This is a genomic window from Clavibacter rahimiani, assembly GCF_052654495.1.
The window spans coordinates 2,407,350-2,427,558 of sequence record NZ_CP199790.1; the positions used below are offsets into that span (position 1 = coordinate 2,407,350).

Here is a 20,209-nt window from a genome sequence, read left to right on the forward strand (position 1 = left end):
GATCGGCCGTCATCCGCGGTGGGCGTACGTGTACAGGTTGCCCGAGTTCGCGGCGACGCGCACCTCGAGGATCCGCTCGCCTCCCGCGGGGATCGCGCAGGATCCGGCCGCGCCCGACGACGCGTCCGTCCAGGCGCCCGTCCCGCCGCAGCGGTACTCGCTCCGGGAGTAGCCGCCCGCGGCCACCGGGGGCATCGAGGTCCAGGACGCGCTCACGGCGCCCGCGTCGTCGGCCGTGAACCGCACGTCGCCCGCGCGCGCGTCGACCGCGACGCCGGCGTCGACGGGATCCGACCAGCCGCTCGAGCGCGGACGCCCGTCGCCGCTGTCCTCGACGACGCGCACCTGGATGCTCGCGCGGGCCCCCGGGCGCGGCAGCGTCAGCTCCTGGCCGACGCCGACCGGCACGCCGTCGCCCTGCCCGTCGACCCGGTACAGCAGCTGGGCGGACGCGGACGCGCTGCCCGGCCGGTAGCGGGCGTCGGCGAGGACCGCGCGGGAGACGCCGTCCGACGACCTGTCGGGGTCCGGCAGTCCGACCGTGACGACGGGCGTCGACGGCGCGGTGCGCGGCGTGAGCTGGCCGGCCTCGACGACCGTGCAGCCCTGGCTGTTGGCGGCGAGCACGGCGAACGCGACGGGCTGGTCGGTCGCGAGGCCCGTGAACTGGTGGCTGGTCGCGGCGCCCACGTCGACCGCGGGCCCGTGGTCGGCGGACCACGGCGCCACGCCCTCGGTGGCGACCGAGCAGCCGGGCGCGGATCCGGGCGCGTACGCGGCGACGAGGTAGCGGATCCCGTCGACGCCCTGGCCCTGGAACGCCGGCCACGACACGGTGACGCGCGTCTCGTCGGCGGGGTCGGCGACCGCGGAGGGCGCGCCGGTCGCGGTGGGGGCGCCGCGCGGCGTGCCGGTGGCGGACGCCGCGAGCCAGGCGGACGCGTCCTGCACCTGGGCGCTGTTGCGCGCGGCGACCGCGACGGCGACGGGCACCTCGGCGACGAGCGACGGATCCCGCACCTCGACGCTCGTGGCGTCCGCGGCCACCTGCCGGGTCACGCCGCCCACCGTGACGACGTGCTGCGTGACCGGGCTCGACGCCGACGGCGCCTCCGACGGACGCCACGAGACGCGCAGCCCGTCGACGAGCGGCTCGGTCGTGAGGCCGGCGGGGGCCGCGGGGAGCACGTCCGACCAGAGCCCCGAGATCGACGCGGGATCCGACGCGCCGACGCCGTTGACGGCCGACACCTCGACCTGCACCGCGTTCGCCGGCCCGTTGCCCGGCGTCGGGACGGCGCACGTGGTCGACGCGCACGTGACGGTCGCGGTGGCCGTGCCCCCGCGGAGCACGCGCACCTGGTAGCCGGTGATGGGCGAGCCGTTGAAGACGCCCGGCTCGAACGCGACCGTGAGCGAGCGGTCGGCGAAGCCGGTGGAGCGGAGGGCCGAGACGGGTCCCGGGCGGTCCTGCACGCGGATCACGACGGTGCCGAACGCGGCCCGGCCCGCGTCGCCCGTGGCGTCGCGCACCTCGTACTGCACGCGCACGTCGCCGGGCTCGGCGTCCGCGGCGGCCGTGACGGCGAGGGTCGCCCTGTCGGCCGACGGCGTCACGGTGACACCCGCGGGGAGGCTCGCGCCGTCCGCGCCGCGGATGGACGCGACCGTGAGCGGCGTGCCCGGGAACGGGTTGCCGGCCTGGTCGTTGGCGAGCACGTCGATCGTGGTGGAGGATCCGCGGGTCACGGCGCCCTCATCGGTCGCGGGCTCGGCGAGCGGGCGCGTCGACGGCACGACCCGGAGGTCGACCCGGCCCGCGCGCCCGGTCTGCGTGGCGTCGCGGACGCTGACGGGGAAGGACGCGGCCTGGCCGGTCGCGACGCCCTCGTCGGCGGAGACGCGCAGCGTGCCGCCGTCGACGGAGGCGCGGAAGCCGGCGGCCACGGCGCCCTCGAGGGCGTACGCGAGCTGCCCGCGGTCGTCGGCGTAGGGGTAGGTGGTGAGGCGGCCGAGGTCGATGTCCTTGGACTGCCCGGGCTCGAGGTCGATGACCGCGCCCGTGAACACGGGCGGCTGGTTCTCGGTGGGCGTGACCGTGATGGGCAGCACGAGCGCGGCGGTGCGCCCGCCCGCGGACCCGGCGCCGGTCCCGGATCCGTCGGTCACGCTGAAGGACACGGCCGCGGGCCCGAAGTACCCCGGCTCGCTGCGGTACGCGATGGTGTTCTCGTCCACGAGCTCGACCGGCCCGTCGGCGTGCGTCGCGGTGAGCGCGTTCGGGTCGGCGATCCGCACCGCGCGCCCGCCGGCCGCGACCACGTGGTCGTCGAGGTCGAGCACGAGCCGCTCACCGCTCGCGACGGTCGGCCGCGGCTGGCCGACGCGCAGCTGCGGGAGGGTGTCCTCGAAGCCCGGCACCCAGATGAAGGCCGTGGCGGAGATCGCCGGGTCGTCGGGCTGCGCGACCGTGAAGGGGACGATGCGGCGCTCGTCGCCGACCTCCACGCGGATCCGCCCGTCGGGCGTCACGCGCGCCACGTCCTCGTAGCCGGCGCCGACGCCGATCACGAGCGCGGAGACGTCGCCCTCCGCGGAGAAGACGTTCCGCATCACGTCCACGTCGACGCTCGTGCGGTCGAGCACGTCGGACAGCTGCAGCACGGTGTCGCGCGCGACGGGCCGGGTGGGCGGCGCGGCCGGGTCGACGATCACGGTGAGGAACGCCTCGTCCGTGCCGCCGCGCGCGTTCCGGACGCCGTAGACGAAGCCGTACCGCCCGGCGGCCTCGGGCGCGACGACGCGCACGGTGTCGCCGTCGAGGCCCGCGACGAGGCCGGCGACCTGCGGCTGCACCGAGACGAGCGAGAGCGCGCCGCCGTCGGGATCCGTGTCGTTGGCGAGCACCTGCACGCGCAGCACGCGGCCGGGCCGCACCGTGACGGTGTCGGCGGTCGCGACGGGGTTCCGCGCGCCCTCGACCCGCGGGCTGATGCCCACGCGGATCGTGCCGGTCGCCCGCGCGCCCAGGCCGTCGACCACGGCGTACGCGAACGCGTCCGTGCCCGTGGAGTAGTCGCCCGCCTGGTAGTCGATCCAGTCCGCCCCCACCTCCGTGACCTGGCCCTTCTCCGGCCCGGTGTCCTGCCCGAGGAGGCGCACGGAGTCGCCGTCGGGGTCGATGCCGGTGAGCGGCACGGGGATCCGCACGGTCTCGCCGGCGAGCACGCGCGCGGTGAGCGGGCGCGGCACGGGCGCCGCGTTGGTCGCGACGTCGGCCTCGCGCACGGAGATCGTGAGGGTCGCGGTCGCCCACTGGCCGTCGGGCGCGACCGCGCGGTAGACGGCCGTGTAGTCGCCCGTGCGGTCGGGCGCGAGGTAGCGGAGGCGGTCGTCGCTCGCGAAGAGGAGGCCGGCGCCCTCGGGCAGCGGATCCACGAGCACGGGGTCGAGGCGGAGCGCGTCGCCGTCGGGCTGCTCGTCGTTGGCCAGCACGGGGACGTCGACGGCGTCGCCCACGCGCACGGCCACGCGGTCGTCGGTCGCGACGGGCGGCTGGCGCACGGCGGGCTCGGGCACCTCGATCACCGTGATGACGCCCGTGGCCTCGGCCACGCCGTTGCTCACCCGGTACGCGACGTCCACGGGTCCGTCGAGCGGCCGGGTCAGGCTGATCCGCACGAGCCGCTGCTGCACGACCTCGGCGCGCACGCCCACGGCGTCGCCGGGCGAGACGGCGTCGGTGATGACGAGCACGCCGCCCGCGGGGTCGAAGTCGGTCGCGAGCACGTCCACGTCCTGCGCCTGGAGCGCGCGCACGAAGACGGTGTGCGGCACGGTGACGGGCCGGCCGTCGGACTCGGGGACGCCGCGCACCTCGACCCGCACGACGCCCGTCGCGGTCGTCCGCCCGTCGGTCACCGTGTACTCGAGCAGGTGCGTGCCGGTCTGGCTGCCCTGGAGGCGGAACGTGCCGGCCTCGAGGTCGGGCGTGACCTGCACGCCGGCGCGCGCGGGCACGGCCGCCAGCCGGATCGCCCCGCTGCCGCCCCGCGCGTGCGTGAGCGGCTCCACGGTGATCTCGCGCCCGACCGCCGCCTGCACGACGAAGCCCTCGGCCACGAGCGGCACGTCGCCCGCGCGGCGCACGGTCACGACGAGCTCGCCGGATCCCTCCTCGCGCCCGTCGGACACCTGCAGCGCCACCGTGCGCGTGTCGCCGCCGGCGCCCGCGTCCGTGTAGACGACGCGGCCCTCGGGCTTCCAGCTCACGGAGTCCGGCGCGGGCACGCTCGCGCGCGTGAGGTAGAGCGGATCCCCGTCCGGGTCGTACCAGCCGCCCAGCACGTCGGTCTGCAGCCGGTCGCCCTCGGCCACCGTGCCGGTCGCGGGCCGCACCTGCACGGGCGCGGAGTTCTCGCCCTCCGTGCGCACGGCCACGCGGACGTCCGCCGTCGCGGTGCCGCCGCGGCCGTCGCTCACGACGTAGGAGAGCCGCACGGTCCCGGACGCGCTCGGCCGCAGCGCGAGCTGGAGCCCCTGGCCCTCGTCCACGATGTCGACCGTCCCGACCTCGGCGTCGACGGGCGTGACGGAGTCGATCACGAGCACGTCGCCGTTCGGGTCGTGGTCGTTGAGGAGCACGGGCAGCGCGGTGGTGCGGCCGGGGCGCGCGCCGAGGTCGTCGTCGACGGCGACGGGCGGCTGCTGCACGCGGTCGCTCTCGGGCGGGGTGTCGGCCGTGTTCTGCTCGACGACGGTGTCGGAGCGGTCGCGGTCGATGAGGTCCGACCAGTTGTCGATGAGGCCCGCCCCGCGCTGCACGGCCCACGCCGCGCCGCCGCGCACGTCGTTGAGCACGACGCGCGTGCCGTCGACGAGGAACCGCAGCGCCGCCTGCGCCGGCATCGACCCGAGCCCGGCCGTCGCGCCGGCCGTGGTGCGGATCCCCTCGGCATCCGTCCCGGCGAGCACCGCGGGCGCGAGGCAGCGCTGCCAGCCGGATCCGTCGGTCCAGCCCGCGTACTCGCAGCCGGCCACGCGCACGGGCCGCGCCGGCGCGCCCTGCACGGCATCGGAGACGACGACCGGGTCGCCGCCCGCGACCGGCACCTCGAGCAGCCCGCCGGAGTGCGCGACGAGGACGCTGCCGCCGTCCGCGGACGCGCGCTGCAGGGCCACCTGCGCGTCGGCCGCCACGGATCCGCCGAGGTCGACCGCGCGGCCGTCCACGAGGAGGGCGCGCGCGTCGGCGTCGTAGAGCGCCCAGTGGTCGTCGACGCCCGTGAGCGCGAGGCGCTGCCCGGCCGGGCGCCCCGGGCCGCCGGCCTCCACGGTCTCGCCCGCGACCGCGACCGCCGGGTCCGCCGCCGCCTCCGCCTGCTCCTCGGCGGGCGCGCCCACGGCACCCACGTCCACGGTCTCCTCGACGGTGTCGTCGGTGGCCGCCCGGATGCGCGACAGCGTGCCCGCGTCGGCGGAGTACACGAGGAGCGTGCCGTCGGCGTCCATCGACGCGACCGCGTCGGCGCCGAGGGAGAGGGTCGGCGCGCTGGCCGCGTCGAACGCGGCGAGCCCGGCCACGGGCACGAGCCAGAGCTGGCCCGTGGCGGGCACGAGGATCGCCGCGCGGGTTCCCGCGAGCATCACCTCGGCGCCCGCCGGCAGCGGGGCCGTGTCGACGACCTCGCTCGTCGCGTCGTCCACCACGTCGAGGCGCGAGCTGCCGCTGTCGGCGAGGAGCACGGTGGATCCGGCCTGCAGCACGTCGATGTCCTGGCTGCGGGAGTCGACCACGCTGTCGAGCTCGAGCACGGCCGTGTTGGCGCGGCCGATGGCCTGCTGGGCGGAGTTGACGACCCACACGGAGCCGTCGTCGAGGTCGACGCGCTGCGCGTCGTACCCGTCGGAGACGAGGGCGAAGCCCGTGAGGAGGGCGAGGACGAGCGCGCCGCCGGTGACGGTCGTCGCGGCCTGGCGGTGGCGGCGGATCCACCCGCGGATCATCGCGGCAGCTCCGCGCACTTCTCGGTCGAGGGCTCCCCGGCGATGCCGTCGCGCGTGACGGTGACCTGGACGCAGGCGCGGTCGCTCGTGCCCGCGGCCCCCGTCGCCACGCGGAACGACGTGTCGCGCTGCGTGCTCGGCAGGCCGCCGTCGCGGACCACCTGGTACGCGTCGTCGGCGTCGAGCCCGGGGTCGGCCCAGGAGAACAGGACGCCGTCGGCCGTGGCCGAGGTGCGGATCTCGCCCACCACGGGGATGTCGCGCGGATCCGTGCCGCCGCGGGAACCGCCGAGCAGGACGCCCACGAGCACGCTCGCGACGACCGCGCCCGCGGCCGCCGCGCCGAGCGCGATCCGGTGCCGGGCGAGGAAGGACCGCGGTGCCGGCGCGGCGGCGCGGCCGGGCGTCGAGGCGCCGACGGGCCCGGATCCGGACCGGCCGAACGACGTGGACGCGGATCCCGCGCGCACGGGGTCGGACGCGGTGGACGCTCCGCCGGGGCCGCCGCGCGCCGCGCCAGCGACCGCACCCGCACCCGCACCCGCACCCGCCCGCGCCCCCGGGTCGGTCACGCGCGCCGCCGTCGCCGTCGCCTTCCGCCGCACCCGCCGCGCACCCCGCGGGCCGGCACCCGGGTCCACCTGCACGATGCCGCGCACGCGCGTGGGGTCGTCGTCCTCGTCCGGCACCGCCGCCACGGCGGACGCCCACTCCTCGCTCGCGACCTCGAGCGGCGTCTGCGCCAGCTGCAGCTCGGCCTCCACGGCCTGCAGCTCGCGCACGAACGCGAGCGCCGACTCGGGCCGGGCCTCCGGCTGCCGCGACATCGAGCGGCGGAGCACCAGCTCGAGCCGCTCGGGCACGTCGGCGCGTCCGGTCGGCAGGGGACGCGCCTTCTGGATCCGGGCGATGAGGTCCGCGGGTGCGTTCTGCCCGCCGGGCACCTCGAAGGGGCTGCGCCCCGCGAGCAGCGAGTAGACGGTCGCGGCGAGCGACCACACCTCGCTCCGCACGGTGCCGGGGCTCTCCTCGGCCAGCACCTCAGGCGCCGACCACGGGATCGACAGGCCCACGGCGTCGGTCGCCGCGGCGTCCTCCAGCGTCGACGCGATGCCGAAGTCGCTGAGCACGGGGTGCCCGAACGCGGTCGTGAGGATGTTCGCGGGCTTGATGTCGCGGTGCAGCACGCCCGCGCGGTGGGCGGTCTCCACCGCGCTCGCGATGCGGATCCCGACGCGCAGCGCCTCGGCGACCCCCAGCGGCTCGCGCCGGTACCGGTCGCTGAGGCTCGACGAGCACAGCTCCATGACGAGGTACGGCCGCCCGTCGGCGGCGACGCTCGCCTGGTGCACGGTGAGCACGGACGGGTGCGCGCTCAGCTGCGCCATGAGGTCGGCCTCGGCGCGGAACATGGCGCGCAGGCGCTCGGTCACGATCTCGGCCAGCATGACCTTCACGGCGACCTGGCGGCGCGGCATGTCCTGCTCGTAGAGGAAGACGTCGGCGAAGCCGCCGGATCCGAGCACCGTCACGTAGGTGAACCCCGGCAGCACCGGCGGGGACGACGGCAGGCGTCTGGCCATGGCCCCCTCTTCGGGTTCGGACCGGCGGCAGGGGCTGTTGCGGGCGGCGGGCGGGTTGTCGGTGCAGTCGAGTCTAGGTCGCCGATCCGCGCGGGTACACGGATCGGCGGCCTCGGGACGCCCCCTGTTCGGGAGCGTCCGTCGTGCGGGTCGGTCAGTCGCGCGGCGGGAGGTCCCGTGCCGGCTGGCCGATGTAGAGCTGCTGCGGGCGGCCGATCTTGGTCGTCTGGTCCTCGTTCATCTCGCGCCAGTGCGCGATCCAGCCGGGCAGGCGCCCGATGGTGAACAGCGCCGTGAACATGCGCGTGGGGAAGCCCATCGCCTTGTAGATGACGCCCGTGTAGAAGTCGACGTTCGGGTAGAGCTTCCGCTCGATGAAGTAGTCGTCCGCGAGCGCGACGGCCTCGAGCTCCTTGGCGATGTCGAGCAGCGGGTCCTGGATCCCGAGGGCCTCCAGCACCTCGTCGGCGCTCTCCTTCACCAGGCGGGCGCGCGGGTCGAAGTTCTTGTAGACGCGGTGCCCGAAGCCCATGAGGCGGACGCCGTCCTCCTTGTTCTTCACGCGCTCGACGTAGCGGTCGACGCCCTCGCCCGAGTCGCGGATGCGGCCGAGCATGGAGAGCACGGCCTCGTTCGCGCCGCCGTGCAGCGGGCCGAAGAGCGCGCCGATGCCGGCCGAGACGGAGGCGAACATGTTGGCCTCGGTGGATCCGACGAGCCGCACGGTCGACGTCGACGCGTTCTGCTCGTGGTCCTCGTGCAGGATCAGCAGGCGCTCGAGCGCGCGGCTGACCACGGGGTTCACCTCGTAGGGCTCGGCGTTGTTGCCGAAGTTGAGGCGGAGGAAGTTGTCGACGAAGGACAGCGAGTTGTCCGGGTAGAGGAACGCCTGGCCGAGGCTCTTCTTGTGCGCGTACGCCGCGATGACCGGCAGCTTCGCCAGCAGGCGCAGCGTCGAGATCTCGACCTGCTCGGGGTCGTGGACGCTCAGCGAGTCCTCGTAGTAGGTGGAGAGCGCGGAGACCGCGCTCGAGAGCACCGACATGGGGTGCGCGTTGGTGGGCAGGGCGCGGAACACGCCCTTGAAGTCCTCGTGGAGGAGCGTGTGGCGGCGGATGTCGTCGTCGAACTTCGCGAGCTCGTCGGCCGTGGGCAGCTCGCCGTGGATGAGGAGCCAGGCCACCTCGAGGTAGCTCGACTGGCGCGCGAGCTGCTCGATCGGGTAGCCGCGGTAGCGGAGGATGCCCTGGTCGCCGTCGATGTACGTGATGGCCGAGCGGGTCGACGCCGTGTTGACGAAGCCGTTGTCGAGCGTGGTGAGGCCGGTCTGCCGGGTGAGCCCGGAGATGTCGATGCCGGACGCGCCGTCGACCGCGGGGAGGATGGGGAACTCCACCCGGCCGCCCGGGTACGTCAGCGTGGCCTTCTGCGGCTCGTCCGCCTGCCGGTCGTCCGCCTGCTGCCCGCCATCGGTCACGGCGCCTCCTCGAGTCTGGTGTCGGATCGGTCGGACAGATCCGCGCCTGCGGGCGCTCGTGGCACCGTTCACGGCGCCGGGTCCGAACCGACTACAGCCTAAAGGGCCGACCGGGACACTGTCGCCTCCGCCAGCATCCGCGTGGATCCGTTGGAGGTCGTGCCACGCGTGCGCTAAGCGCGGAGCCGCGCGGCCGCCGCCTGGACGCGCTCGTCGCTCGCCGTGAGGGACAGGCGCACGTGCTCGGGCGACGCGTCGCCGTAGAAGGTGCCGGGGCCGGCGAGGATCCCGAGGTCGGCCAGCTCCGCGATGCCCTCCCAGGCGTCGCGGCCGCGGGTCGCCCAGAGGTAGAGCCCGGCCTCGCTCGCGTCGATGCGCCAGCCGGCTTCCTCGAGCGCGGGCCGCAGCGTCGCGCGCCGGGCGCGGTAGAGCTCCCGCTGCGCGCGCACGTGCTCGTCGTCGCCGAGCGCCACCGTCATGGCGTGCTGGAGCGGCGCGGGCGGGAGGAGGCCGGCGTGCTTGCGGACGCGGATCAGCCGGGCGATCACGTCCCGGTCGCCGGCGACGAGCGCGGCCCGGTAGCCGGCGAGGTTCGACTGCTTGCTCAGCGAGTACAGCGCGAGGACGCCCCGGTGGTCGTCGCCGACCACGCGGGCGTCGAGGATCGAGGGCGTCGGGCCGTCGGCCCACTCCCCCTCCCAGCCGAGCTCGGCGTAGCACTCGTCGCTCGCGATGACGGCGCCGAGCTCGCGCGCGCGGGCGACCGCCGCGCGCAGCTCATCGACGCCGAGGACGCGGCCGTCGGGGTTGCCGGGCGAGTTGAGCCAGACGAGGCGCGTGTCCGCGGGCCAGTCCGCCGGGTCGTCGGCGGGCACGCTCCGGGCGCCGGCGAGCGCGGCGCCGACGGCGTACGTCGGGTACGCGACGCGCGGGTGGACGACCGCGTCGCCCTCCCCGAGGCCGAGCATGAACGGCAGCCAGGCCACCATCTCCTTCGACCCGATGGTCGGGAGCACCTGGTCGACGTCGAGCGTCGCGCCGCGGCGCCTCGCGTGCCAGTCGACCATGGCGCGGCGGAGCTCCGGGGTGCCGACCGTGGTCGGGTACGCGTGCGCGTCGGTGGCCCAGGCGAGGGCGTCGCGGATGAGCGTCGGCGTCGGGTCCACGGGCGATCCGATGCTCAGGTCGACGATCCCGTCCGGGTGCCGCCTCGCGCGCTCGGCGTACGGGGCCATCAGGTCCCAGGGGTAGTCGGGGAGCTCGCCGAGGGCCATGCGCGTCAGCCGGCCTGGGGCGGGAGGGCCGAGATCACGGGGTGGTCGGCGTGGATCACGCCGACCTTGGTGGCGCCGCCGGGCGAGCCCATCTCGGCGAAGAACTCGACGTTGGCCGTGTAGTAGTCGGACCACTTCTCGGGCAGGTCGTCCTCGTAGTAGATCGCCTCGACGGGACAGACCGGCTCGCAGGCGCCGCAGTCCACGCACTCGTCCGGGTGGATGTAGAGCGACCGCTCGCCCTCGTAGATGCAGTCCACCGGGCACTCGTCGATGCAGGCGCGGTCCTTGACGTCGACACAGGGCAGGGCGATGACGTAGGTCACTTCGGGCGGGTCCTTCCGGGAGCGGTGCGGCCCGGACGAGTCTACGCGGCGCGCGGACCCGTCCCGGCCGGGGCGGGGTCGGCCGACGCCGCCCCGGGAGCGCCGTCCGGGCCGGTCCCCGCGCCGTCCGCGGAGCCCCCGGCGGGCACGCTCCGGGAGAAGCGCGGCCACACGACGACCGCGGCGACGAGGATCGCGGGGGCGACCGCCCACACCTGGCTCAGTCCGTCGTCCGGGAACAGCACGGATCCGCTCGGGCCGCGCGTGCCGAGGACCGCGACGGCCGCGACCACGCCGAGCCCGAGGCACAGCGCGTGCAGCCGGTCGACGAGGAGGAGGCGGAAGGCGACGAGCAGGCAGGCGAGCGTCGCGAGGGCGAGCACGAGGCCGACCGGGAGCGCGGCGTCGCCGACCGGGACGGTGGCCCGGTGCGCGGCCGTGCCGACCGCGCCCACGAGGAGGCCCAGCACGACGGAGGCGACCGCGGTGCCGACGCGCTGCGCGCCGCGCGGGGGTCGCGGGGCGCCGTCGTCGTCGGCCGGGGCGCCGGCCGGGCGGTGGATCCGGTACATCTCGACGGGCGAGACGGGCGCGCCGATCCCGTGCGACAGCGCGAACTGGTCGCCGTCGACGACGGTCTGGGTGCGGTGCGCCGCGACCGCGCGGATCTTCCGGTCGAGCACGTCGGACGCGTCCACATGGAGGTCGACGGCATCGTCCGGCAGCACGAGCACGCCCGCCGGGTCCGGCTCCGGCGCGGGGAAGCGGCCGCGCGCCTGGACGAGGTCGTGCGCCTCCCGGGCCGACGACCGCGTCGTCGTGACGAGGTACGCGGGGATCCCCGCCTCCTCCGCCGCCCAGGTGGCGATGACGTGCGTCCGCACGTGGTCGGGGTGGCCGTAGCCGCCGTGGTCGTCGTAGGTGACGACGCTCGTGGCGTCGACGTCGGCGATGACGGCGAGCACGTCGCGCGCCTCGTCGGCCTCGTCGCCCGCGCACAGCGAGTCGGGATCCAGCGGGCGGAGCGCGACCGGCACCCCGTCCTCGCCCCACTCCATGCCGGAGTCGACGTAGCGCCGCGGCTCGAGCCCGCGCCAGCGCGCGTCCGCGTCGCCGAGGAAGCGGTGGTCGACTACGCCGAGCGCTGTCATGGCGTCGGCCAGCTCGGTCTCGCGGTGGTCGGCGAGCGCGCGCAGGTCGCCCTCCAGGTGGCGGAGCTCCGCGGGGATGACCTCGCCGCGTTCACCGCGCGTGCAGGTGAGGACGGTGACCGGGACGCCGTCCCGCACGAGCTTCGCGATGGTGCCGCCCGTGACGATGCTCTCGTCGTCGGGGTGCGCGTGCACGAACAGCACGTGCTCGCGATCGGGACGACGGGTGCGGGCGGCCCGAGCGGGGCGTCGGGACGTGCCGGAGGTCATCGGGCGATCCTATCCGCGACCCCGCCGCCCCTCCCTGGGACCGCGACTGGACGCGCTGCCGCCCCCGCGCTACTGTGCACGAGGTAAGGCAAGCCTCACCTACATTTCCCCACCACCAGCAATAGGACGCGCCCCGTCGCGTCCGCCGCCCCGAGAGGCGCACGCGTGTTCGCGAACTACCTGATCGGCCTGCGCGAGGGCCTCGAGGCCGCACTGGTCGTCACGATCCTCATCGCCTACGTCGTCAAGATCGGCCGGCGCGACGTGCTCGGCCGGCTCTGGACCGGGGTCGCCCTCGCCGTCCTCCTCTCGCTCTCCGTCGGCGCGATCCTCACCTACGGCGCCTACGGCCTCACCTTTGAGGCGCAGGAGGCCATCGGCGGATCCCTCTCCATCGTCGCCACGGGCCTCGTCACCTGGATGGTGTTCTGGATGCTCCGCACCGCGAAGGACATGCGCGCCGAGCTGCAGGGCGCGGTCGACCGGGCCATCGCCGGCGCCGCGTGGGGCCTCGTGGCGGTCGCGTTCCTCGCGGTCGGCCGCGAGGGCATCGAGACGGCCCTGTTCCTCTGGTCGGCCGTGCAGGCCACGGGCTCCACCACCATGCCGCTCGTCGGCGCGGGCCTCGGCCTCGTCACCGCGGTCGGGCTCGGCTGGCTCGTCTACCGGGGCGTGCTCCGCATCGACCTCGCGCGCTTCTTCACCTGGACCGGGGCGCTGCTCCTCGTCGTCGCCGGAGGCGTGCTCGCGTACGGCGTGCACGACCTGCAGGAGGCGGGGATCCTGCCGGGGCTCGGCGCGCTCGCGTTCGACGTCTCCGGCGCCGTGCCGCCCGGATCCTGGTACGGCACGCTCCTCAAGGGCACCGTCGGCTTCTCCCCCGCCACCACGTGGCTCGAGGGGATCACGTGGGTGCTGTACGTCGTGCCGACGCTCACGGTCTACCTCGCCCTCTCGCGTCGCGGGCGGCGGGCGCGGCCGGCAGCCGGTGCCGATGCCGCGCCCGGCCCCGCCGCCGCAGACGCCCACGCCCACGCCGCACCCCGCGTCGTCGACGCGCCGGCCGCGCGCTGACCGCGGCCCCGCTCCCGCCCCCCTCCTCCCCTCCTCTTCCCGCTCCATCCACCGCCCGGCACCGCCGGCCCGCTCCCCCACGAGGACCCATGACGCGCTCGACCCTCCCCGCCGCCGCCCTGCTGGCCGGCGCCGCCCTCGCCCTCAGCGGCTGCGTCGCCAACGCCCCCGCCGCATCCCCCGGCGACGGGGCCGCCGCCGCCTCCGGCATCACGCAGCTCACGGTCGACAGCTCCGCCGACGCGTGCACCGTCTCCGCGGCGACCGCGCCGAGCGGCACCGTGTCGTTCCACGTCACGAACTCCACGGACCAGGTGACCGAGTTCTACCTGCTCGCCGCGGACGGCCTCCGCATCGTCGGCGAGGTCGAGAACGTGAGCCCCGGCATCGAGCGCGACCTCGTGCTCACGGCGCAGCCGGGCGACTACTTCACCGTCTGCAAGCCGGGCATGGTGGGCGACGGCGTGGGCCGCACGCCCTTCACCGTCACGGGCGACCAGGTCGCGCTCGCGGGCGACGCCGAGCAGCAGGGCCAGGACGCCGCCGCCGCGTACCTCGCCTACGTCAAGGACCAGATCGGACGCCTCCTCCCCGCGACGCAGGAGTTCGCCGACGCGTACCTCGCGGGCGACGACGAGCGGGCCCGCGCGCTCTACCCCACGGCCCGCGCGTACTACGAGCGCGTGGAGCCGGTCGCCGAGTCCTTCGGCGACCTCGACCCGGAGATCGACTTCCGCGAGGCGGACGTCGAGAGCGGCACCGAGTGGACCGGCTGGCACCGGATCGAGAAGGACCTCTGGCAGCCGGCGCCCGACGCGAACGGCGGCGACGTCTACACGCCGCTCGGCACGGCGGATCGCGCGCACTTCGCCGAGGAGCTCACCGCCGACACGCAGCGCCTCTACGACGCGGTGCACGCGGACGGCTTCTCGGTCGACATCTCCACGGTCTCCAACGGCGCGGTCGGGCTGATGGACGAGGTCGCGTCCGGCAAGATCACCGGCGAGGAGGAGATCTGGTCGCACACGGACCTCTGGGACTTCCAGGCCAACCTCGAGGGTGCGCGCGTGGCCTACGAGGGCGTCCGCGACATCGTCGCCCCGAAGGACCCGGAGCTCGTCGCGACCCTCGACGCGCAGTTCGCCTCCCTCGAGCAGGACCTCGGGGCGTACGGATCCCTCGACCGCGGCTTCACGCCCTACGACCGGCTCACCACGGAGCAGGTGAAGGGCCTCGCGGACGGCGTGAACGCGCTGGCCGAGCCCCTGTCGCGGCTCACCGGCGCGCTCGTCGGCTGATGACGGACCACGGCACCGTCGCCCCCGGCGGCATCTCCCGCCGCGGGGTCCTCGGCCTCCTGGGCGCCGGCGCGCTCGGCGGCGGCCTCGTCGGGGCGGCCGGCGGCGTGATGGCCGACCGCGCCTTCGCCGGCGCGCGCCAGGCCGCGGGCGGCGTCACGTACGCGTTCCACGGGCCGCACCAGGCGGGGATCACCACGCCCGCGCAGGACCGCCTGCACTTCGCCGCGTTCGACGTGGCGGACATCGACCGGGCCGGCCTCGTCTCGCTCCTCCAGGACTGGAGCGCGGCGGCCGCGCGCATGACGGCGGGCGGATCCGCGGGCGCCCTCGGCGCGGTCGACGGCCCCTACGACTCCCCGCCGGACGACACGGGCGAGGCGCTCGACCTGCCGCCCGCGGGCCTCACCATCACGTTCGGCCTCGGCCCGTCGCTGTTCACGACCGCGGACGGCGTCGACCGGTTCGGGATCGCCGACCGCCGCCCCGCCGCCCTCGTCGACCTGCCGCGCTTCCCCGGCGAGGCACTGGTGCCCCAGGCCACGGGCGGCGACCTCTGCATCCAGGCGTGCAGCGACGACCCGCAGGTCGCCGTGCACGCGATCCGCAACCTGTCGCGCATCGCCTTCGGCCGCGCCGCCATCCGGTGGTCGCAGCTCGGCTTCGGCCGCACGTCGTCGACGAGCCGCGCGCAGGTCACGCCGCGGAACCTCTTCGGCTTCAAGGACGGCACGGCGAACGTGAAGTCCGAGGACACCCGCCAGGTCGAGGACCACGTCTGGGCCGACGCCGGGTCCTCGCCCGCCGAGGCGTGGATGCAGGGCGGCTCGTACCTCGTCGCGCGGCGGATCCGCATGACCATCGAGACGTGGGACCGCGCGTCGCTCCGCGAGCAGGAGCGCGTCGTCGGCCGCACGAAGGGCTCGGGTGCGCCGCTCAGCGGCGGCACGGAGACGACGGCGCCGGACTTCCACGCCACGGGTCGCGGTGACGCACCGCTCATCGACCCGGCGTCGCACGTGCGGCTCGCGCACCCGGACGCCAACGCCGGCGCGGTGCTCCTCCGCCGCGGCTACAACTTCGTCGACGGCAACGACGACCTGGGGCGGCTGAACGCGGGCCTGTTCTTCCTGGCGTTCCAGCGGGATCCGCGCGCGCAGTTCATCCCCATCCAGCGGAGCCTGGCGCGGGACGCGATGAACGAGTACCTGCGGCACGTGGGCAGCGGGATCTGGGCGGTCCCGCCGGGCGCGGGCCGCGACGGCTTCGTGGGCGAGACCCTCTTCGCCTCCTGACCGGCCCCGGACCGGCCGGCATCGGCGGCGGCGGCGGATCAGGGCGCGGGCAGCACGACGTACGTCGCGACCGGCGACCCGAGGTCCGCGGACACCGTGACGATGACGGTCAGCGCGTCGGTCGTGAACCGCCCGTACCCGCGCGCGTCGTCGGCCGCGACCTCGGTGGAGGCGTAGCCCGCGGCCTCGAGCCGCGTCCGCGCGTCGGCGAACCCGCCCGCGACGTCCGGCACCTGGACCTGCGCGACCCAGCCGGCGTCCTCCGGCGCGGCTCCCCCGCCGAGCAGCTCCCCCTCGGCGAACGGCACGGCGTCGGACGGGAACGAGTCGGGCACGTGCCCGTCGTTCGACACCTGCACCTTGCCCAGGGTGTCGCCCACGACGTCCTCGACGCCGTGGCGCACCTGCTCGGCGCCCTCCTGGGCGGCGTCGCGGACGGCCTCGCCCACCTGGCTGCAGCCGGCGAGCGCGGTGCCCACGACGAGGACGAGCCCGGCCGCCAGCCCCCTCCTGCGGAGGGACCTGCCGGACGGGCTCGTCGGGCTCATGCCGGACTAGGCGTTCTGCTTCTTCAGTCGCGACGTCTTGCGCTGGCGCGCGTTGGCGTCGAGCTCGACCTTGCGGATGCGCACGAACTCGGGCGTGACCTCGACGCACTCGTCCTCGCGGGCGAACTCGAGGCACTCCTCGAGCGTCAGGTTCCGCGACGGCGTCATGCGCTCGAAGGAGTCGGAGGTGGACTGACGCATGTTGGTCAGCTGCTTCTCCTTGGTGATGTTCACGTCCATGTCGTCCGCGCGCGAGTTCTCGCCGACGACCATGCCCTCGTAGACCTCCTGGGTGGGCTCCACGAAGAACGACATGCGCTCCTGCAGGGCCACCATGGCGAACGGCGTGGCGACGCCCGCGCGGTCGGCGACGATCGAGCCGTTGACGCGGGTCGTGATCTCGCCCGCCCACTGCTCGTAGCCGTGCGACACGGCGTTGGCGATGCCCGCGCCGCGCGTGATCGTGAGGAACTCCGTGCGGAAGCCGATGAGGCCGCGCGAGGGGACGACGAACTCCATGCGGACCCAGCCGGTGCCGTGGTTGCTCATGCCCTCCATGCGGCCCTTGCGGGCGGCGAGGAGCTGCGTGATCGCGCCGAGGTACTCCTCGGGCGAGTCGATGGTGAGGTGCTCGTAGGGCTCGTGGATCTTGCCGTCGACCTGCTTGACGACCACCTGCGGCTTGCCGACGGTGAGCTCGAAGCCCTCGCGGCGCATCTGCTCCACGAGGATCGCCAGCGCGAGCTCGCCGCGGCCCTGGATCTCCCAGGCGTCCGGGCGGCCGATGTCGACCAGCTTGATGGACACGTTTCCGATGAGCTCGCGGTCGAGGCGGTCCTTGACCATGCGGGCGGTGAGCTTGTGGCCCTTGACCTTGCCGATGAGCGGGCTCGTGTTCGTGCCGATGGTCATCGAGATGGCCGGGTCGTCCACCGTGATGGTGGGCAGCGGGCGGACGTCGTCGGGGTCGGCGAGCGTCTCGCCGATGGTGATGTCCTCGATGCCGGCGACGGCGACGATGTCGCCGGGGCCCGCGGACTCGGTCGGGAACCGCTCGAGCGCCTTCGTGATGAGGAGCTCGGTGATCTTCACGTTCTTGACGGTGCCGTCGTGCTTGACCCAGGCGACTTGCTGGCCCTTCTTGATCGTGCCGTTGAAGACGCGGAGGAGGGCGAGGCGGCCGAGGAAGGGCGACGCGTCGAGGTTGGTGACGTGGGCCTGGAGGGGGTGCTCGTCGTCGTAGGTCGGCGCGGGGACGTGGTCGAGGATCGCCTTGAAGAGGGGCTCGAGGTCGTCGTTGTCCGGCAGCTCGCCGTTCTCCGGCTTGTTGTCGCTCGCGGCGCCGTTGCGGCCGGACGCGTAGACGACGGGGACGTCGAGGATCGCGTCGAGGTCGAGGTCCGGGTGCTCGTCCGACATGTCGGACGCGAGGCCGAGGAGCAGGTCCTGGCTCTCGGCCACGACCTCGTCGATGCGCGCGTCGGGGCGGTCGGTCTTGTTGACCAGGAGGATCACGGGGAGCTTCGCCTCGAGCGCCTTGCGGAGCACGAAGCGCGTCTGGGGCAGCGGGCCCTCGGACGCGTCGACGAGGAGCACGACGCCGTCGACCATGGACAGGCCGCGCTCGACCTCGCCGCCGAAGTCGGCGTGGCCCGGGGTGTCGATCACGTTGATGACGATGGGCGAGCCGTCGGCGTGCTTGCCGTTGTAGAGCACCGCGGTGTTCTTCGCGAGGATCGTGATGCCCTTCTCGCGCTCGAGGTCGTTCGAGTCCATCATGCGGTCCTCGCCCTCGAAGTGGGCGTCGAACGAGTTCGTCTGCTTGAGCATGGCGTCGACCAGGGTGGTCTTGCCGTGGTCCACGTGGGCCACAATGGCCACATTGCGGAGGTCGTTGCGCGCGACTAGCGCCATAGTGCTGTCCTTCAGTGGGAAGAGGATGCTGGCCTTGTCATCAAGGGAGTAGGGCGAAGAGCCGCCGTCTGCTATTCCCAGCGCTACCAGTCTACCGTGCCGACGCAAGCCGGGTTCAGGGAGCGGCGGGAGAGACCGTCCAGCGCCAGGCGTCGTCGAGGATCCCGGCCTGGTGCGGGGACACCCGGACGCCCTCGACGCCCGCCCGCATCGCCGCGACGGCGGCGTGCTGGTAGAGCGGGAGGCCGGCGCGGTCGCCGTACATGCGGCGGTCCAGGCGCAGGAGCAGCTCGGACCGGGCGTCCTCCTCCTCGGTGCGGCTGAGCGACGCGAACAGCGACGCCACGTCGGGGTCGACGGTCGCGAGCCCGTCGCGCGCGTCGGCGCGGGCCTCGTGCGCGGCGCGGATCCCCGCGACGGACGGGTAGGCGTCGTCCGAGCCGACGAGCGCCACGTCGTACGCGTCCGGCTGGTCGAGGACGCTCTCCCACTGCGGGGTGGAGCAGTCGGCCACGACGAACCCGGCCTTCTCGGCGGACGTGCGGATGGCCTCGAAGGCGGCGACGCGGCGGGGGTCCGCCGGGTCGTAGAGCACGCACACCTCGGGGGCGGTCTGGCCGACGGACGCCAGCAGCTGGCGCGCCTCGTCGAGGTCGACGTCGTCGAAGCGGCTCGACCCGTTGGCACCCACCTGGTCGGCGTAGCCGTCGGCGCCCGGCGCGAGCACGAAGGAGTCGCGCGTCGTCGCGTCCGGATCCACGGGTGCGGCGGCCTGGCGGACGATCGCCTCGCGCGGGACGGTGGAGAGGAAGGCGGTGCGGACGGCGACGTCCGACATGGCGGGATCGCGCGCGCCGAGGGTCTGGAGGTCGAGCCGCTCCCACGTGGAGGACGTGCCCCGGACGACCGTCGCGCCGTCGACGTCGTCCAGCGCGTCGATGACGTCGGCGTCGGCCCTGGGCGCGATCACGTCGACGTCGCCCGCCTTCAGCGCGGCGACCGCGGCGGCGGGGTCCTCGATGGTGGAGACGACGATCCGCTCCACCGACGGCCGGTGCAGGCCCGTGTAGTAGCGGTTGGCGCGCAGGGTGACGGAGGTCCCCGGGTCGATCGACTCGATGGCGTAGGGCCCCGAGCCGACCGCGCGGTCCGGGTGCGCCGCGATCTCGGCCACGCCGAACCCGCGGTTCCACGCGTCGGAGATGGGCGACAGCAGCTCGGGCGCGCGGTCCTGCACGGCGTCCACGAGCGTCTGCTTCGCGCGTCCCGGGCTCGACATGTCGAGCCCCAGCTGCGCGACGGCGTGCGCCGGCAGGCCCACCTCGAACGCGAGGCGCCAGTCGGGCGTGTACTCGTCGAAGACCATGGTGATGGAGCGTCCGCCGTCGCCGATCTCGGGAGTGCGGGTCACGTGCGTGAGCGCCTCGTCGGCGGCGGCGTCGAAGTGCACCGTCCCCTCGGGGAGCGGGCCGGTGTAGCCGCCGGTCGCCTCGTCGACGTACCCGGCCGGGTCGAAGCCCGGGGTGTCGAAGGCGCCGGATCCCGCGGCCCAGGCGAGCAGGAGGTCGGCGGCGTCGACGGGCTCGCCGTCGGACCAGCGCACGCCCTCCGCGACGGTGTACTCGACGGTGAAGGGGTCGCGCGAGGCGACGCGCGCGGATCCGTACCCCGGGTCGGTGGCGACGGTGCCGTCCGCGGACACCTCCGAGAACCGCGAGTTGGTGGCGTGCACGATCTGCCGGTTGCCGTCGGTGCCGCCCGTGCGCGACGCCGCGTTGTAGGAGGTGAACGAGGTGGGCAGCGCGGCGCGGATCTCGGTGTCGGCCACCGTGCCGGTCGTCGGCGCGCAGGCGGCGAGGCCCGCGACGAGCGCGAGGGCGACGGCGGCGGATGCGCCGCGGAGGGCCCGGCGGCTCCCTCGCGGGCGCCGGGCTCGGGCGGCCTCGGGGCCTCGCGTGTCGCTGTCCATCGCCGTCGATCCTACGCGAGCGGC

General features: G+C 74.9%; 12 protein-coding genes. 3 read left to right on the top strand and 9 right to left on the bottom strand.

All coding sequences use genetic code 11. From position 1 onward, the window contains the following. Positions 1–9: 9 nt before the first annotated feature. From ACT7CP_RS11385 to ACT7CP_RS11410, 6 genes are all read right to left on the bottom strand, one after another. The gene (locus tag ACT7CP_RS11385; RefSeq protein WP_445442304.1) at positions 10–6,006 is read right to left on the bottom strand and encodes an Ig-like domain-containing protein; all 5,997 of its coding nucleotides are present in this window, start codon (positions 6,004–6,006) and stop codon (positions 10–12) included. Continuing rightward, positions 6,003–7,589 (bottom strand): serine/threonine-protein kinase, encoded by a 1,587-nt coding sequence (locus tag ACT7CP_RS11390; protein WP_445442305.1) that lies wholly within the window; start codon positions 7,587–7,589, stop codon positions 6,003–6,005. The genes ACT7CP_RS11385 and ACT7CP_RS11390 overlap by 4 nt, the downstream gene beginning before the upstream one ends. A 154-nt stretch (positions 7,590–7,743) precedes the next feature. After that, positions 7,744–9,066 (bottom strand): citrate synthase, encoded by a 1,323-nt coding sequence (locus tag ACT7CP_RS11395; RefSeq protein ID WP_413963549.1) that lies wholly within the window; start codon positions 9,064–9,066, stop codon positions 7,744–7,746. 173 nt (positions 9,067–9,239) lie between these two features. Next, positions 9,240–10,340, bottom strand: coding sequence for a succinyldiaminopimelate transaminase (dapC, locus tag ACT7CP_RS11400; RefSeq protein WP_445442306.1), 1,101 nt, complete (start codon positions 10,338–10,340; stop codon positions 9,240–9,242). Between the two features lie 5 nt (positions 10,341–10,345). Continuing rightward, the gene (gene fdxA, locus ACT7CP_RS11405; protein WP_445442307.1) at positions 10,346–10,666 is read right to left on the bottom strand and encodes a ferredoxin; all 321 of its coding nucleotides are present in this window, start codon (positions 10,664–10,666) and stop codon (positions 10,346–10,348) included. A gap of 41 nt (positions 10,667–10,707) precedes the next feature. Next, a complete protein-coding gene (locus tag ACT7CP_RS11410) occupies positions 10,708–12,087 on the bottom strand; it encodes a PIG-L family deacetylase (protein WP_445442308.1) in 1,380 nt (459 codons plus the stop codon). Between the two features lie 165 nt (positions 12,088–12,252). Between ACT7CP_RS11410 and efeU the strand changes: the two genes are divergently transcribed. The 3 genes from efeU (at position 12,253) to efeB (ending at position 15,754) form a co-directional block, all read left to right on the top strand. Then, complete coding sequence (gene efeU, locus ACT7CP_RS11415) at positions 12,253–13,161, top strand: iron uptake transporter permease EfeU (protein WP_445442309.1); 909 nt, start codon at positions 12,253–12,255, stop codon at positions 13,159–13,161. A gap of 89 nt (positions 13,162–13,250) precedes the next feature. After that, positions 13,251–14,459 carry an iron uptake system protein EfeO gene (gene efeO / locus ACT7CP_RS11420; RefSeq protein WP_445442310.1) on the top strand — a complete coding sequence of 403 codons (1,209 nt, stop codon included), beginning with the start codon at positions 13,251–13,253 and terminating at the stop codon, positions 14,457–14,459. After that, positions 14,459–15,754 carry an iron uptake transporter deferrochelatase/peroxidase subunit gene (gene efeB / locus ACT7CP_RS11425; RefSeq protein ID WP_445442311.1) on the top strand — a complete coding sequence of 432 codons (1,296 nt, stop codon included), beginning with the start codon at positions 14,459–14,461 and terminating at the stop codon, positions 15,752–15,754. Before efeO ends, efeB begins: the two co-directional genes overlap by 1 nt. Before the next feature lie 38 nt (positions 15,755–15,792). Here efeB and ACT7CP_RS11430 read toward each other — a convergent pair whose 3' ends face one another. The 3 genes from ACT7CP_RS11430 to ACT7CP_RS11440 form a co-directional block, all read right to left on the bottom strand. Continuing rightward, positions 15,793–16,302, bottom strand: a complete 510-nt coding sequence (locus tag ACT7CP_RS11430) for a hypothetical protein (protein ID WP_445442312.1) — start codon at positions 16,300–16,302, stop codon at positions 15,793–15,795. A gap of 6 nt (positions 16,303–16,308) precedes the next feature. Then, a complete protein-coding gene (gene typA, locus ACT7CP_RS11435) occupies positions 16,309–18,216 on the bottom strand; it encodes a translational GTPase TypA (protein WP_445442313.1) in 1,908 nt (635 codons plus the stop codon). Positions 18,217–18,331: 115 nt separating this feature from the next. Next, complete coding sequence (locus ACT7CP_RS11440; protein WP_445442314.1) at positions 18,332–20,185, bottom strand: ABC transporter substrate-binding protein; 1,854 nt, start codon at positions 20,183–20,185, stop codon at positions 18,332–18,334. Between the last annotated feature and the right edge of the window lie 24 nt (positions 20,186–20,209).

What these genes read in the sequence shown, in the direction of transcription:
- dapC (WP_445442306.1), bottom strand. Translation starts at nt 10,340, where the DNA reads ATGGCCCTCGGCGAGCTCCCCGACTACCCCTGGGACCTGATGGCCCCG.
- ACT7CP_RS11410 (WP_445442308.1), bottom strand. Translation starts at nt 12,087, where the DNA reads ATGACCTCCGGCACGTCCCGACGCCCCGCTCGGGCCGCCCGCACCCGT.
- ACT7CP_RS11430 (WP_445442312.1), bottom strand. Translation starts at nt 16,302, where the DNA reads ATGAGCCCGACGAGCCCGTCCGGCAGGTCCCTCCGCAGGAGGGGGCTG.
- ACT7CP_RS11385 (WP_445442304.1), bottom strand. Translation starts at nt 6,006, where the DNA reads ATGATCCGCGGGTGGATCCGCCGCCACCGCCAGGCCGCGACGACCGTC.
- ACT7CP_RS11440 (WP_445442314.1), bottom strand. Translation starts at nt 20,185, where the DNA reads ATGGACAGCGACACGCGAGGCCCCGAGGCCGCCCGAGCCCGGCGCCCG.
- typA (WP_445442313.1), bottom strand. Translation starts at nt 18,216, where the DNA reads ATGGCGCTAGTCGCGCGCAACGACCTCCGCAATGTGGCCATTGTGGCC.
- efeB (WP_445442311.1), top strand. Translation starts at nt 14,459, where the DNA reads ATGACGGACCACGGCACCGTCGCCCCCGGCGGCATCTCCCGCCGCGGG.
- ACT7CP_RS11390 (WP_445442305.1), bottom strand. Translation starts at nt 7,589, where the DNA reads ATGGCCAGACGCCTGCCGTCGTCCCCGCCGGTGCTGCCGGGGTTCACC.
- efeO (WP_445442310.1), top strand. Translation starts at nt 13,251, where the DNA reads ATGACGCGCTCGACCCTCCCCGCCGCCGCCCTGCTGGCCGGCGCCGCC.